This window comes from Nonomuraea sp. NPDC049269 (genome assembly GCF_043197155.1).
GTDB lineage: Bacteria > Actinomycetota > Actinomycetes > Streptosporangiales > Streptosporangiaceae > Nonomuraea.
In genome coordinates this window covers 653,853-668,205 of sequence record NZ_JBICSO010000003.1, presented here as the reverse complement: position 1 = coordinate 668,205, position 14,353 = coordinate 653,853, and the positions used below count along the sequence as shown (strand labels likewise).

At 68.8% G+C, this 14,353-nt stretch carries 10 protein-coding genes; 5 read left to right on the top strand and 5 right to left on the bottom strand.

Annotated features, from left to right (window positions below; genetic code table 11):
- Positions 1–44: 44 nt before the first annotated feature.
- Complete coding sequence (locus ACGFNP_RS20700) at positions 45–1,262, top strand: ROK family transcriptional regulator (protein ID WP_358316145.1); 1,218 nt, start codon at positions 45–47, stop codon at positions 1,260–1,262.
- Positions 1,263–1,268: 6 nt separating this feature from the next.
- On the opposite strand, the gene ACGFNP_RS20695 is transcribed toward ACGFNP_RS20700, so the two are convergent.
- From ACGFNP_RS20695 to ACGFNP_RS20685, 3 genes are all read right to left on the bottom strand, one after another.
- Complete coding sequence (locus tag ACGFNP_RS20695; protein WP_358316147.1) at positions 1,269–1,859, bottom strand: TetR/AcrR family transcriptional regulator; 591 nt, start codon at positions 1,857–1,859, stop codon at positions 1,269–1,271.
- A 350-nt stretch (positions 1,860–2,209) separates the two neighbouring features.
- Positions 2,210–2,632, bottom strand: a complete 423-nt coding sequence (locus ACGFNP_RS20690; protein WP_219539800.1) for a roadblock/LC7 domain-containing protein — start codon at positions 2,630–2,632, stop codon at positions 2,210–2,212.
- Complete coding sequence (locus tag ACGFNP_RS20685; protein ID WP_393320725.1) at positions 2,629–5,418, bottom strand: nitrate- and nitrite sensing domain-containing protein; 2,790 nt, start codon at positions 5,416–5,418, stop codon at positions 2,629–2,631. The genes ACGFNP_RS20690 and ACGFNP_RS20685 overlap by 4 nt, the downstream gene beginning before the upstream one ends.
- Positions 5,419–5,864: 446 nt before the next feature.
- Between ACGFNP_RS20685 and ACGFNP_RS20680 the strand changes: the two genes are divergently transcribed.
- From ACGFNP_RS20680 to ACGFNP_RS20665, 4 genes are read left to right on the top strand one after another with little or no spacing between them, the layout of a single operon-like run.
- Positions 5,865–6,851 (top strand): ABC transporter substrate-binding protein, encoded by a 987-nt coding sequence (locus ACGFNP_RS20680; RefSeq protein ID WP_358316154.1) that lies wholly within the window; start codon positions 5,865–5,867, stop codon positions 6,849–6,851.
- Complete coding sequence (locus ACGFNP_RS20675) at positions 6,848–7,621, top strand: ABC transporter permease (RefSeq protein WP_358316157.1); 774 nt, start codon at positions 6,848–6,850, stop codon at positions 7,619–7,621. Before ACGFNP_RS20680 ends, ACGFNP_RS20675 begins: the two co-directional genes overlap by 4 nt.
- Positions 7,618–8,397, top strand: a complete 780-nt coding sequence (locus ACGFNP_RS20670) for an ABC transporter permease (RefSeq protein ID WP_358316161.1) — start codon at positions 7,618–7,620, stop codon at positions 8,395–8,397. The genes ACGFNP_RS20675 and ACGFNP_RS20670 overlap by 4 nt, the downstream gene beginning before the upstream one ends.
- Positions 8,398–8,417: 20 nt before the next feature.
- A complete protein-coding gene (locus tag ACGFNP_RS20665) occupies positions 8,418–9,422 on the top strand; it encodes a methyltransferase (RefSeq protein WP_393320720.1) in 1,005 nt (334 codons plus the stop codon).
- Here the strand turns inward: ACGFNP_RS20665 and ACGFNP_RS20660 are convergent.
- Together ACGFNP_RS20660 and ACGFNP_RS20655 are read right to left on the bottom strand one after the other, a co-directional pair.
- Positions 9,373–10,599 (bottom strand): aminoglycoside phosphotransferase family protein, encoded by a 1,227-nt coding sequence (locus ACGFNP_RS20660; protein ID WP_393320717.1) that lies wholly within the window; start codon positions 10,597–10,599, stop codon positions 9,373–9,375. The genes ACGFNP_RS20665 and ACGFNP_RS20660 overlap by 50 nt on opposite strands.
- Before the next feature lie 113 nt (positions 10,600–10,712).
- Positions 10,713–13,979, bottom strand: coding sequence for a S8 family serine peptidase (locus ACGFNP_RS20655; protein WP_393320714.1), 3,267 nt, complete (start codon positions 13,977–13,979; stop codon positions 10,713–10,715).
- Between the last annotated feature and the right edge of the window lie 374 nt (positions 13,980–14,353).

Here is a 14,353-nt window from a genome sequence, read left to right as displayed (position 1 = left end):
TGAGCGTATTGACAGGCACAAGATGACGTCTTTAGTTTCATCGCATGCAAAAAGACGGGAAAACCGGCGGTCATGCCGTGCCGGCGCCGGTAGCCATCGCGCTGCACCGGGTGCTGGGGATGATCGCCAATGGCGAGGCGACCAGCCGCGCGGCGATCGCGCGGCTCACCGGCCTCGCCCGGTCGACCGTCAGTCAGCAGGTGGACAGCCTGATCGAGGTCGGCATCGTCGAGGAGACCGAGTCGAGCCAGTCGGTGCGCGGCCGGCCGCCCCGGGCGCTCACCATCAGCCCGCGCGCCGGCACGATCGCCGTGGCCGACGTGGACGTCGCCGCGACCCAGCTCGCGATCGCCGACCTCGGCGGCACCATCATCGGCCGCGACACCGTCAACCTGCCGGTCGATCGCGGTCCCGAGGAACTGCTGGCCGAGGTGTCCGGGCGGCTGCGTTCGATGCTCGCCGAGCACGGCCATGATCCGGCCCGGGTGCGTCACGTCGTCGCCGGCCTACCGGCGCCCGTCGACTTCCAGCGTGGCTGCGCGGTGCGCCCGCCGATCATGCCCGGCTGGGACGCCTACCCCGTCGGGGACTACCTGCGCGGGCAGTTCGGCGCCGCCGTCACGGTCGACAACGACGTGAACCTGATGGCGCTGGGCGAGGCGACCCAGGAGATGGCCGACACGCCCCTGCTGGTCATCAAGGTCGGATCGGGCATCGGCGCCGGCATCGTGACGGCGGACGGCTCGGTGCATCGCGGCGCCGACGGCGCGGCCGGCGACATCGGGCACATCCGGGCGTCCACCCGGCGCGACGTCGTCTGCAGGTGCGGCAAGTTCGGCTGCCTGGAGGCCGTCGCGAGCCATCGCGCGGTCCTCGCCGACCTCGGCATCGCACCGTCCTCGATCGACGACCGGCTGTACGCCTCGCGCGAGCTGGCCCGGCTGGTGGCCGACAGCGACACCCGCGCGCTGCACAGAATCCGCCAGGCGGCCGCCGACATCGGCGAGGTCGTGGCGATGCTGATCCACACGCTCAATCCGCGCATGCTGGTGCTCGGCGGCCCCTTGAGCGAGCTGCAGGACGAGATCCTGTCCGGAGTCCGCGCGGCGGTGTACGAACAGGCGTTGCCGCTGGCGACGCGGAAGCTCATCATCACACCGAGCCAGCTCGGCGCCGACGCGGGAATCATCGGCGCGATCGCCCTGGCGGGCCGGGAGGTCTTCAGCCAGGCAGGCGTGGGACGGCTGCTCGCCGAGGCATGAGGGTGATCAGGTGCGGTCGCCGGATGGCTGTGAGAAGCGGCTGATCAGGAGCGCCAGTCGCCGGTCGTGGAGCTCGGGCGGGAGCCTGCCGCCGCGCATCAGCGTCACCAGTCCGTGCAGGCCGGCCCAGAGGGTCTCGGTGAGCGTGCCCAGTTCGTCGTCGCCGGTGTGTGGCCACAGCGCCTGGCTCAGTTCGCCGAAGCACGCGTGCAGGGCAGGCGGTGCTTGGGGGGTGGCGAAGGGCAGGTCGAGGGTCTGGTTGAACATGGCGTCGTACAGTGCGGGCCGTCGTTCGGCGAAGTCCGCGTAGGCGGCGCTGACGTCGGCGAGAGCCTCCCGAGGGTCGCTCGCCGAGGTACGGGCCGCGCGCATGTCGGCGGCCAGGTCGGCGAAGCCCTCCACGGCGACGGCGGCCATGATGGCGTCCTTGCCCTTGAAGTGGCTGTAGAGCACCGGCTGGCTGTATTCGACGCGTTCGGCCAGGCGCCGGGTCGTCACCGCCTCCCAGCCTTCGGCCTCGGCCAGCGCGCGGGCGGCTGTGATGATCAGCTGTTCGCGCTCTGCCCGCTCGCGCTCCCGGCGCTCCTGAATCGACATGCCATCAACTCTAGCACCGCTAGCACTCCTGTCGATGCTCCGACTATTTCTGGCGATGTCACATTCCTTCCACGCGCGGGTCGTCCAACTGGACCCTCGAAATCCGGGCGTCCGAAACTAGCTTGGAGCAGACAGGGCATCTCCCATCCTGGTCACCGGTGGCACGGGCACGCTGGGGCGTCTGGTCGTACCACTCCTGCGGAACGCCGGCCGCGAGGCGGGCGCTCAGCCGGACCGGCCGGTCTCGTGCCCGACCTGGCCGGGCCGCGCGTGTCCTGGGAGGAATTCCTGGCCGAGCGGGTGCGGCCGAGCCGCCAGGTGCTCACCCGGCAGCCCGGCTGACCGTCGTATCACCTGCTCTGGCCGGCCCGCAGGTGGGCGTGCACGGCCGGGGTCAGCACCTGGCCGGTACGCTCCACCATGAGCGTCATGTGGTACGCCACGAGCGCCATGTCGCAGTCGGGCGCCACGAGCACGGCCAGGCACGAGCCGTCGCTGATCGACATCGTCAGCATCAGCCCGCGTTGCATCTCCACCACCGCCTGGGTGACGGGGCCGGACTCGAACATGCGGGCCGCTCCCTGCGTCAGGCTGACCAGCCCCGAGGCGATCGCGGCAAGCTGGTCGGCCCGGTCGGCGGGGAAGGCCGACGAGAACGCGAGCGGTAGGCCGTCGGACGAGACGACGACCGCGTGGGCGACGCCTGGGACGGTGCTGACGAATTCAGTGATCAGCCAGTCGAGGCCATGTGCCACGTACGTCAGGTCGGTCATGTGCCCCCTCCGCTGTTCGTGGGGTCGGCAGCAGATGTCTTGCCCGAACTGATGTCATTTCGGGCCGCCCGAAAACCCTGCTGGAAGCTGGACAGGCGGTTGCGCACCTGCTCCGGCGAGGGTGCCGGCATCGGTGCCACGTTCTGGGGCGCGGCGGCCGTCTGGGCCGAGCCCGGCACCAGGTTGGCCTTGGGCACCCGCTTGGGGAGGCCCGCCGAGGTCGCGCCGTCGCGTACCGGCTGCACCACGGTCTCGGCCGCGCTCCAGCCGGCGTCGGCATTGGACGATCCCCAGCTGGCACTGGACTCGCTCCCGTGCTCGAACCAGGCCGACTCCACCGCCGCGAAGATCGGCAGGTACTCGTCGCCCGAGGTGGCCGGCTTCACGGTCGGGATCGGGCCGGTGGCGACCGATCCGGTCTCGGGGAAGTCGTATCTCTGCCGCGCCGGGCCACCCGCGCGATCGCCGCGGCTCCAGCTCTGCGGCTGGTCGCCGGTGGGCCATTTCGGCAGCCCACTGTCGCTGGGCCAACTGCTCGGGCCGCTCGGGCTGCTCGGAATGCTCGGAATGCTCGGGTTCCTCGACGGCGCCCAGATGTCGGTGGAGTCGTAGGTGCTGTAGTCCGAGCGCGGCTCGACCGGCCGGCCAGTGTCGGGCCGTGGGGGCGTTGAGGGCCAGCCATCGGCCGAGCCACCCGACGGGATGGAGGAATACGACGGGTGCCCTGGACCCATCTGGTAGCCGCCGCCGCCCTGCCACTGCGGCGCGGGGTAGGCCTCCTCGCGGGCGCCGCTGGGCACACCCGCGTAGGCGGGCGCCGGCGCCTGCGCGCCCACCAGCGTTTCTGGCATCAGCACCATGGCGGTCAGGCCGCCGGAGCCGTGCGGGCGCAGTTGCACCCGGATGCCGTGCCGGTGCGCCAGCCTGGCGACCACGAACAGACCCATGCGACGCGACACCGAGACGTCCACGATGGGCGCGTCGACCAGGCGGTCGTTGGCCTGGCCCAGCTCCTCTACGGTCATGCCGATGCCGGAGTCGGTGATCGACAGCATGACACCGCCGCCGTCGATCCGGCTGCCGGAGACCGTCACGCGGGTCTCGCGCGGCGAGAACGACAGCGCGTTCTCCACCAGCTCGGCGAGCAGGTGGATGACGTCGTTGACGGCCTGGCCGGCGACGGACACGCCGTCGGGCACCTGCAGGACGACCCGCTCGTAGTTCTCGACCTCCGACAGCGTGGCGCGGGTCACGTCGATCAGCTTGACCGGCTGGCTCCAGCGTCGCGGCGGGTCCTGACCGGCGAGGACCAGGAGGTTCTCGCTGTTGCGGCGCATGCGGGTGGCCAGGTGGTCCAGCTTGAACAGGTTCGCCAACCGGCTCTCGTCCTGCTCGCCCTGCTCCAGCCCGTCGATGAGGGTGATCTGCCGCTCGACCAGCGTCTGGCTTCTGCGGGAGAGGTTGACGAACATCGCGTTGACGTTGGTACGGAGCTTGGACTCCTCGCCCGCCAGTCGTACGGCTTCGCGGTGTACCTCGTCGAAGGCCCGCGCCACTTCCCCGATCTCGTCCTTCGACGAGACGGCGATCGGTGGCACCTGTATGTCGTCCGAGCTGACCTCGCTGGTGCGGAGCTGCCGCACGAGCTCGGGCAGCGTCTGGCCGGCGACCTTGAGCGCGTCTCCGCGCAGCCGCCTGAGCGGCCGGACGAGCGAGCGCGCCATGACGGCGGTGATGGCCAGAACCAGGATGATCAGGGTGATGACGAGGGCGATGTTGAGCACGGCCACGTACTGGTCATTGCTTTGCACGTCGGTGCTGATCGTGGTGACCTGCTCCGACAGCGCCTTCTGCACGGTGTGCGCGCTGTCGACGGTGTCGCTGATGGACTCGAACCAGCGGGAGACGTCGTCGGAGGTCGAGGTGTCGAGCCGGCGCAGGGACAGACCCGTGTTGGTCAGGAACACGGCCCTGTTCATGTAGAACTCGCCCCGCCCGACCTTCACGCTGGCGACCGTGTTGTCGAAGAACTGCCGCTGGGCGACGGTGGCCGCGGTGCGGAACGCGGTGCGCGCGCTCTCGCGCCTGGAGCGGGCGTCGAGGAACGCCTTGTACTCGGGTTCTTCGAACGACCCCCTGACGAGCGCGATCATCAGCAGGCCCCGCAGCTTGGAGGTCTCCTCCTCGTAGCGGGCCATGGCTTGCAGGGCCGCGGTCGTGGAGATGAGCTGCTCGTCCGTCGAGCCCTGCGTGACCTCGTCGTAGAGCTGCACCATCTCGGCGATGGCCTCGGAGTACTTCTCCATCGTCGGGAGCGGCGGCAGTTGCGAGCCGGTCACGGTGGCTCGCAGCGAGGTGAGCTGGGTCAGCCGGGTGCGTACGGTGGCCAGTTTCTTGCGGCCGAGATCGGACAGTGAGTCCTCGGCCGCCGTGGCCGCCGCGCCCGTGCGCGTCACGCTGGCGTTCACGATGTCCTGCTGGGCCTCGAGCTGGTCCTTCTCGGCCGACGCCCTGTTGGAGGCGACGAACTGCGCCGAGAGGTCGCGTTCGAGCGCCATCTCGCGGGACAGCTCGCCGAGCTGCGCGACGAGGGTGCTCACGTTGCTGATGTGCTGATACTGCTGTGCGCTGCTGACCGAGGTGGTGACGCGGAGCCCGCCCAGCATCACGGCCACCAGCGTGGGAATGGCGATGAGAGAAATGAGGCGGGTTCGCACCCGCCAATTGCGGAGGGCCATCGCGCTACCGGGCGCGGGCACCGGCTCGGCGGACTTCTCGTCAGCCACGGACTGACCCGGCAGAGCGGGGGCCCCGACACGACCATGTTTGGTCGTCGTTGTCCTCACTAGTGGCAACCTCTCGCGTGGCCTGCTTCAGGGACTTGGTCACACTGATGAATGCTCGCAGGCAAGTTTGGGCCCAATTTGAGCATGAACCTCACGAGTTAGCCAACGCCTCACAGATTTCAATCGGTCCATTTTGTTCGTTGATTTTTCAACAGATTAATTCCGGCGCGTGGAACGCTAGAATCATGACAAACCGGACACAAGATCATCAACGACGCTCGAAGGGCATTTCACCGTCCATCCGCCCCATTTATTGCTTTTTATTGAAAAAATCGGATATGCGTGACATGGCGCTTCTGCTTTGATCTACCCTCCGGTACGCTTCACGCTCGGTGTCGCTGATGCCGCATCTCCAGACGTGCTTCCCCTGGTAGGAGAACCCCCCGATGACCCGCACACTGCGCTGTCGCGCCCTCGTACTCGGCGCCGCAGTCGCTCTCACCCTGACCGCCTGTAGCGGGAACAGCGACTCCGCTGGCTCTTCGGCCAACAGCAAGGGTTTAGAGAAGACCGTAATCAAGGTTGGCGCGCTGCCGATTCCCGACGCCGTGTCGCTGTATATCGCCAACGAGAAGGGCTTCTTCAAGGAAGAGGGTCTGACGGTCCAGCCAGTCGTCATCACCGGCGGCGCGGCGGCCATTCCCCAGGTCAAGAGCGGTGCGCTGGACATCTCTCAGACCAATTACGTCTCGACCTTCATGGCCGTCAGCAAGGGTGAGAAGCTCAAGCTGGTCGCGGATATGTACCAGGCCGGCCCGAACACCTTCAACATCATGGTTCCGAAGGATTCACCGATCAAAACGGTCGCTGACCTCAAGGGAAAGACCGTCCTGATCAACAATCTCCGGAACGTCGCCCAGCTGGCCGTGACGACGCAGCTGAAGGTGGCGGGTCTCACCGAGAACGACGTCAAATTCGCCGAGAAGCCGTTCCCCGAGATGGGTAACGCGCTCAAGAGCGGCCAGGCTGACGCCTGCTGGATCACCGAGCCGTTCATCACCGCGCTCCAGAGCTCGCTGGGCTTCCGCAAGCTGGCCGACACCATGACGGGCGAGACCGAGGACCTGCCGATGGCGGGCTGGATGGCCACGGACGGGTGGGCGCAGAAGAACCCGAAGACGCTGGCCGCCTTCCAGCGGGCGGTCGCCAAGGCTCAGGAGCTCGCATCGAGTGACCGAAAGGAGATCGAAGCGATGCTGCCCAAGTACACGAAGATCGACGCGAAGACCGCTTCGGTCATCACGCTGGGCACCTATCCGAGCGCGTTGAGCGCGACCCGGCTGCAGAAGGTGGCCGACCTCATGCTCGACTACAAGTACCTCAGCAGCCCCTTCGACGTGAAGTCGATCATCGCGGCACCGTCCAACGGATGACACGTGCACGACTGCTCCGCGGCGCCGTGGGCGCCGCGGGCTTTCTTGTCGTCGGAGAGCTGGTCATCCGGTTCGGGCTGAGCAAAGGCGTGGTCTTCCCGCCGCCCTCGACCATCCTGTACCAGGCGGTGCTCCTCCCGGCCGACGGAGAATTCCTGCAGGGAGCGCTCACGACGCTCACGAACTGGGCGCTCGGCCTGCTGGTCGCGGTGATGGTGGCCGTCCCGGCGGGAGTCCTGCTCGGCGCGCTCACTCCGGTGGAGCGCGCCGTCCGGCCGCTGCTCGAGTTCCTGCGGCCCATCCCCTCTGTCGCGATCATCCCGCTGGCCATCCTGCTGATCCCGGTGGACGAGCTGCTGAAGGTCTCCGTCATCGTCTACGCGTCCGTCTGGCCGATCTTGATCAACACGTTGTACGGCATGCATGACGTCGACCCGCTGGCCAAGGACTCGCTGCGCAGCTTCGGATTCGGCGGGCTGGCCGTGCTCGGCAGGGTGAGCCTGCCCAGTGCCGCGCCCTTCGTCGCGACCGGCATCCGGATCGCCGCCGGGATCGCGCTGATCATCGCCATCAGCGCCGAACTGCTCGCCGGAGGCACCGCGGGCCTGGGGGTCTTCGTGATCCAGGCCGGGAGCGGCGACAGGACCGACCTCATCATGGCGGCCACGTTCTGGGCCGGCGGATTCGGCCTGCTGGCCAACGTGGCGTTGCAGGCGGCCGAGCGCCGCCTGTTCCGCTGGCACCGGGCAAGGACGGGGGCGGTGTCGTGAAGTCGCTCGCCAGGTTCTGGCTGATCCCCGCCGTCATCGTCTTCTGGGAGCTGGTCGCGCGGCGACTGGAGGACACGGACTTCCCGCCGCCCACCACGATCGTCACCCGCATGTACGACCTGTGGTTCTCCGGCCCGGCCGCACGACTGTTCCTCACCGACGAGGCGATGGCCAACATCCTGCCCAGCCTGGGGCGCATGTTCGCCGGGTGGATCCTGGCCTCGATCATCGGAGTGGTGCTGGGCGTGGTCCTGGGGCGCTCGCGGGTGGCGGCCGACTACGTGAACGCGCTGATCGAGTTCGGCCGAGCCATCCCGCCGCCGCTGCTGCTGCCGTTGTTCCTGGTGGTGTTCCGGGCGGGATTGCAGATGCAGCTCGCCGCGATCGTGTTCGGGGTGATCTGGCCGGTGCTGCTCAACTCGATGGACGGGGCCAGGGCCGTGGACCGGACCTACACCGAGACCGCCATCGTCTTCGGGCTGTCGAGGGCGCAGCGCCTGCGCCAGGTCGTCATCCCCGCCGCCTCACCCAAGATCTTCGCGGGCCTGCGGCTGAGCCTGTCGCTCGCGCTGATCCTCATGGTGATCTCCGAGGTGTTCGGCAGTACGGACGGCATCGGCTACCAGCTGATCGTGGCGCAGCGCAGCTTCGAAACGCCCCAGGTGTGGGCGACGATCGCCCTGCTGGGGATGCTCGGCTTCCTCGTGAACTCGCTTTTCGTGCTCGCCGAGCGGCGGCTGCTGGTCTGGCACCGGCAGGCCACCAGAACGCCGTGACTAATTCTTGGAAGGGAAACATGCCAAACTCCGACGACCTCCTCTGGGGAGCGGTTTCCGGCATTTCGCGTTTCTCGGCTCTGTTGACCATGGCGGAGCTGGGCGTCGCCGACCAGTTGGCGGACGGGCCGCTCGACACCGAGCAACTGGCCAAGAGGTGCGGGGCGCATGCCCCCGCACTCCGCCGGGTCCTGCGTGAGCTGGCCAGCATGGGGGTCGTCCGCAGAGCCGGCGCCGACGGATTTGACCTGACCGACGCGGGCGCCGCGCTCCGCTCCGACGTCCCCGGCTCGATCCGGTCCTCGATCCGCATGCTCGGCGAGGACAGCTTCTGGTACGCGATGGGCAGGCTGCCGGACACGGTGCGCACCGGCAGCTCAGCATTCGTCACGAAATACGGCCATCTATACGAGTATTTGGCGACAAATCCTGATTCCGCGCGGATCTTCGATGCCTACATGACCGCCAGGGCCATCCCGTTCACGGAAGGCCTGGTCAAGCGCTACGACTTCGCGGGCGTCGGCACCTTGGTGGACGTCGCCGGAGGCAGAGGCCACATCCTGGCCACGGTCCTGCACGCCCATCCGGACATGCGCGGCATCCTCTACGATCTCGACCACGTGGCGGACGGAGCCAGAGAACTGCTGGCCGCGGAGGGCCTGGCCGATCGGTCCGAGGCCGTGGCCGGCGACTTCTTCGCCTCGGTGCCGGCGGGTGCGGACGCCTACCTGCTGGCCAGTGTCCTGCACAACTGGGACGACGGCGATGCCGTGCGGATCCTGCGCAATGTCCGCCGCGCGATGAACCCCGGTGGGCGGGTGCTGGTGCTGGAGGTGGCGCTGCCCGACGACGACGCGCCGCACCTGGGCAAGGATCTCGATCTGCGCATGCTGGCCATCTTCAACGGCGCCCTGGAGCGTAGCCGGGAGGAGTACGCGACGCTGTTCCAGCAGGCCGACCTGGAGTTGACAGAGGTCATCGAGCTGGGCGCGGGAGCGAGCCTGCTTGAGGCCAGGCCGGTCTGACGCGTAAGGCGGCACGGATGACGGCGGCGGGATCGCCGAGGTGGTAGATCCGCTCCGACGGTTCGATGCCGTCCAGGAACTCCTGGTAGCGCACGGCGTAGGCCAGGTGGGCCAGCGGTTCGGCGACGGACAGCGCTCGGGCCGGATCGCAGCCCGGCACCTGGGAGGTCCAGGCGTCGATCCAGGCCCGGGCGGCGGCCGGCCGCTTGGCTTCGGGCAGGAAGTCGCAGACCCGGAGCCCGTCGAGCACCGGGTTCCCGAGATGCGCGTCGGCGAAGTCCACCACGACCGGCGGGCCGCCGTCGCTGCGCCAGTTGCCCGAGTGGAAGTCGCCGTGCACGATCGTGTCGGGCAGGCCGCATTCGTCCAGCATGGGCCACCGTTCGACCAGCCGGCGGGCCCTGGCCAACTCCTCAGCGGTCAGCTCGCGGCCGACCGGGCCGGCGAGGAGCTCGCGGACCCGGCCCGCGATAACGGGCCCACGCAGGTCACGCAGCCCGAGCCCGGCTGGGCCTGCGAGCGCGGCCTGTGCGGTGACCATGCGGGTCACCGCGCTGGTGATGGCCTGGGCGGAGGCGTCCCAGCAGTCCTCGCCGGGTAGGTGTTCGAGCAGGACCCGGCCCGGTCCGGCCGCGATGACCGTGGGCACCAGGCCGGGGTCCAGGTTCGCGAACGCGCCGATGACGGCGCCCTCATCGGCGGCGAAGTGCGGCGTGGTCTTCAGCCAGACCGGTCCCTGGTCGGTGGGCAGGAGAAACAGCCCCGCCAGGTTCCAGGTCTTGCGCTGCCGGATCGGCCCGGTCACCGGACGACCCGCGGCGGCCAGCAGCTCCGCCGCCCAGCCGAACACCTCCCGCAGCCCCGCCACGCGAGCCCACGGCGCACGCAGCCTTTCCGGCCTGGTCAGTGCGGCCTCATCGATGGGGCGCCGGGTCAGCAGCCCGGCCGCGGGCCGCCGGAGGGCCTCGACATGGTAGGTGACGTGACCGTCACGGGCGCCTTCCCCACCGTCGACGCGCAGCAGGCGCAGCACCAGTACGTCGACTTCCAGCACCTGCCGCACGTACGTGACGACCGGCTCGACCTCCGCCCACCACGGCACGTCCACCGCGAACGGCCCGAGGACGCCGAGGTAGTCCGCACCCGAGGTCACCCATGCACTGACCGTCCGACTCATTCCGCCAGTGTGAACAATCCATGCGATATCAGCGACCCAATATCCACCGGGCGGCCGTACAGGTGAGCCGCGGGCGGTCGGGCCGCCCGCGGCTCAGTCGGATCACTCGCGGGTCACTGGACGGTGATCTTGTCCACTTCGACGGTGATCCCCTTGACCTGCGGGGTCGAGGTGGCCGTCGTCACGTTGCCGACGCCGGCGCTGACCCCCTTGATCTTCATCGAGTAGGTCAGGGTGCCGCCGGGCGCGCCGGGCGTGCTCGTGACGACCAGGTCCTGGGTGGGCGGACCGCTGATCTGGGCGCCCGCCGTACCCTCGTCGTTCTCCGCGCCCACGGTCAGGCCGGCGCCGGCGGGGGCGTCACCCGGCAGGTTGGCCGGATCGTAGGCGTAGCTGATGTCCTCCACTCCGTTGAGCCCGATCCATTGCTGGAACACCTTGGTGCTGGTCGTACCGAAGGTGTTCACTCGCCACTCCAGGACCAGCCAGCGACTGACGCCGTCGGTCAGTATTCCGGCGAAGACGCCGGGGGCGCCGGTGCCGTCGAGGTCGGTCCAGTAGGAGGCGAGTACGCCGTTCGGCCGCGCGGGGTCGGGCAGCGTCTGCGGGAGGAACGCGATGTCGTCGGCTCCGTTGCTGCCGCCGGCGATGCTGTAGCCGTTGGAGATCACGCCGATCCTGGTGTAGGTCTTGCCGGCGAAGGTGAAGGCGGGCACCGTGAAGTTCAGCGCCTGCTCGTCACCGATCGGCGTCGGTGTGATGCCGAAGGCGTCCAGCGGAAGATATCCGGCGGGCCCCACGCCAGGCGCGATCGTCGGCTTGTCGGGTTGCCGGCCGGCCAGTGTCACCTTGGTCGTCGCGATCTGGGTGCCGATCTTGGTGGCGCCGGTCACGCTGTTCAGCCGCAGGCGGGCGTCGAGCGTGCTGAGCGCGGTCACCTCGGCGTTGGCCAGGCTGTTGTTCTGCACGGTGACCGTACACGTGGATTCGCCGGTGTTCCTCGGGATGGTGGACGGTGCGCAGGTCTGGTCGACCGGCACGATGCCTTCCTGGCGGAAGAACGCCACCGGCAGGTGCAGCGCACGCGAGCCGCCGACCTGCTTGAGGTTCACCTGGCCGAAGTACTGCCCGTCGGGCAGATCCGGCGCGGTGATGATCACGTTCAGCTTGGCGCTCTTGCCCGGCGCGACGGTGAAGTGTGCCGGCAGCACCGTGATGTTGGCGCCGCTGACGGTCGTGCCCGAGGCGGTGAAGGTGAGCGTCTTGTTGGTGGTGTTCGTGACCGTGCGCTTGGCGTTGATGATGCCGGGCATGGTCGGCGCGTTCACCGAGGGCAGGTTGAGATCGATGCGGTTGAGCGGGTCGGCGGCCGAGGCGACGAAGTTGGCCGCGCTCTCGTCCAGGGTCAGTCCGGGGTCACCGGCCTTGGTCAGGTCGATGCGCCCGCCGCCCATGTCGAACGCGTCGGCGGCGGTGGTGCGATCCGGCTTGGTGACGGCGGTCTTGCCCGTGGTCTCCAGGGCGGACTTCACCTGTCCCGGTGTCCAGGTCGGGTGCAGGGCGAACACGAGCGCGGCCGCGCCGGTCACGTGCGGCGCCGACATGGAGGTGCCTTGGATGACCTGGTAGAGGTTGCCGGGCGGCCCTTCGAGCGGTGACTCGGGGGTCGGGGTCATGCCCGCCAGGATGTGCAGTCCGGGCGCGGTGACGTCCGGCTTGAGGAAGTCGCCGCCGGGACCGCGCGAGGAGAAGTACGTCATCACGTCGCCCTGCCAGCTGGCCTTGACCCCCTGGGTGAACGACGCGGTCGCGCCCGGATGCGCGGTCAGGAAGCTCAGCAGGGTGTCGGTCGCGGGCTTGTCGACGTGCACCGACGGGATCCAGTGGGCGTCGGTGAAGACGTCGAACGGGAAGGCGTTGTAGAGGATCATCCCGGCGGCGCCGCCCTGCCTGACGTTGAAGCTCTTCAACACCCGGTTCGGGCCGCGCTCACAGGCGACGATCTTCCCGGTGAAGATTCCGGCCGGTGCCGGGGTGTCGCACAGCGCGTTGGAGTACGGGGGAGCGGACGCCAGCACCACGGGCAGCGGCGCGGCGATCCCCGAAGTGACGGACGCGCCCTTGATCGTCGCCGTCGCGCCACCACCGGACAGCGTGATCGTGGACTGGAACGTCCTGGTCTGCGTGGAGGCGGCCACCGTGGTCACCCACGGGCTGCGGTGGTCGGTGGTGTTGGCGCCGGGCCCCGAGTTGCCCGCCGACGCCGAGACCAGCACACCCGCCGCGTACGCGTCGAGGAACGCCAGCTCGACCGGGTCGCTGTACGGGTCACTGCCACCGGAGATCGAGAAGTTGATGACGCGGACGCCGTCCAGGATGGCACGTGCCACCGCCTGCGCCGCGTCGGACGGGAAGCAGCCCTCCGCGCCGCACACCTTGTAGACCGAGACCTCGGCGGCTGGTGCTATGCCGTGGATCGGCCCGCGGCTGATCCCCAGCGGGTTCGCGTCGGCCACCGGGCCGCCGGCCGACGTGGTGGCGGTGTGGGTGCCGTGGCCGTTGGAGTCACGGGCGCTGTCGGGGTAGACCTCGCCGCCGAAGACCGCGTTGTAGGTCTCCAGGAACGGCTGGCCGCCGATCAGCTTGTTGTTGCAGGTGAAGGGATCGCTGGCCGGGGTCAGCGGGTTGTCGCCGAAGTTACAGACCCGGGCTGTGCCGTCCTTGGTCGGGCCGGGGGCGGGCAGGCCGCTCGGCGCGGCGAAAGAGGGGTGCTCGGGCCAGGCGCCGGAGTCCAGCACGCCCACGATCACGCCCTTGCCCGAGGAGTTGCTGCCGCCGAGCTGGCTGTAGATGGTGTCGGCGCCGATGAACTGAGGACTGGAGTCGGTCAGGAGCTGCTGGGGCTTGTCCTCCTGTACGGCGACCGCGCCGGGCAGCTTCAGCACCTCGGCTACCTTGTTGCCCGGAATCCGGAGCGCGATGCCGCCGTAGACCGTCCTGACCCGCTGGCCCACGACGGCCCCGGGTACCTTGCTCGCCAGCGCGCCCAGGAACTCCTTCTCAACGCTCTCGATGTGCTGGCCGTACTTCTTGGCCTCGGCACTTCTGGTGTCAAGAGCCTTGCCGGTGACAGCGGGACTGGTCCCCGGCAGGCCGGGCAGCCCGCCCCGGTAGGCGGCGAGCGAGTCGTAGTCCAGCTTGACCATGATGTTGATCGGCGCCGGCGAGGTGACCCGCAGCAGCGCCTGGTCGCTCTTGGCCAGCTTGCCCGTCGGAGACTTGGCGCCCTCGACGAGCTGGGCTCCGGTGACGGGAGTTGCCTGCCACTTCGTGTTCGAGGGAGAAGGTGTGGGCGTGGCCCGCGCCGCGGCGGGGCTCATGACCACCACCATGCTCAACCCAATGGCCACAGAGGCGAACCGCCGCGCGCGCGATAAGCGAGAACTGGATAACACAAGATCCTCCTCGTCGAGGGGCTGCACGGACTCACCACGCCGCCCAGGAGGCATCAGGTCACCCTGCGTCGAGGCACACCGGAGAGATCACTGAACCCTCCCCGGTGGGTGACGAGCTGAAGGGCCGCCCTTGTCGGGCGGCTCGGTTTCCGACCGGAGTGTAACCAGCGATCACGCGGCCGAGAACCCTATCGAGTTGCCAGAATCCTGCCGACAATCCAGCACATTTCACGATGTGCCACTCGGACGGCTCCGGGGGCAGGCTGAGCTGCTCGGATTCGCTGGGGAACGTTCAGGGA

What these genes read in the sequence shown, in the direction of transcription:
- ACGFNP_RS20700 (WP_358316145.1), top strand. Translation starts at nt 45, where the DNA reads ATGCAAAAAGACGGGAAAACCGGCGGTCATGCCGTGCCGGCGCCGGTA.
- ACGFNP_RS20695 (WP_358316147.1), bottom strand. Translation starts at nt 1,859, where the DNA reads ATGTCGATTCAGGAGCGCCGGGAGCGCGAGCGGGCAGAGCGCGAACAG.
- ACGFNP_RS20690 (WP_219539800.1), bottom strand. Translation starts at nt 2,632, where the DNA reads ATGACCGACCTGACGTACGTGGCACATGGCCTCGACTGGCTGATCACT.
- ACGFNP_RS20680 (WP_358316154.1), top strand. Translation starts at nt 5,865, where the DNA reads ATGACCCGCACACTGCGCTGTCGCGCCCTCGTACTCGGCGCCGCAGTC.
- ACGFNP_RS20675 (WP_358316157.1), top strand. Translation starts at nt 6,848, where the DNA reads ATGACACGTGCACGACTGCTCCGCGGCGCCGTGGGCGCCGCGGGCTTT.
- ACGFNP_RS20665 (WP_393320720.1), top strand. Translation starts at nt 8,418, where the DNA reads ATGCCAAACTCCGACGACCTCCTCTGGGGAGCGGTTTCCGGCATTTCG.
- ACGFNP_RS20660 (WP_393320717.1), bottom strand. Translation starts at nt 10,599, where the DNA reads ATGAGTCGGACGGTCAGTGCATGGGTGACCTCGGGTGCGGACTACCTC.
- ACGFNP_RS20655 (WP_393320714.1), bottom strand. Translation starts at nt 13,979, where the DNA reads ATGAGCCCCGCCGCGGCGCGGGCCACGCCCACACCTTCTCCCTCGAAC.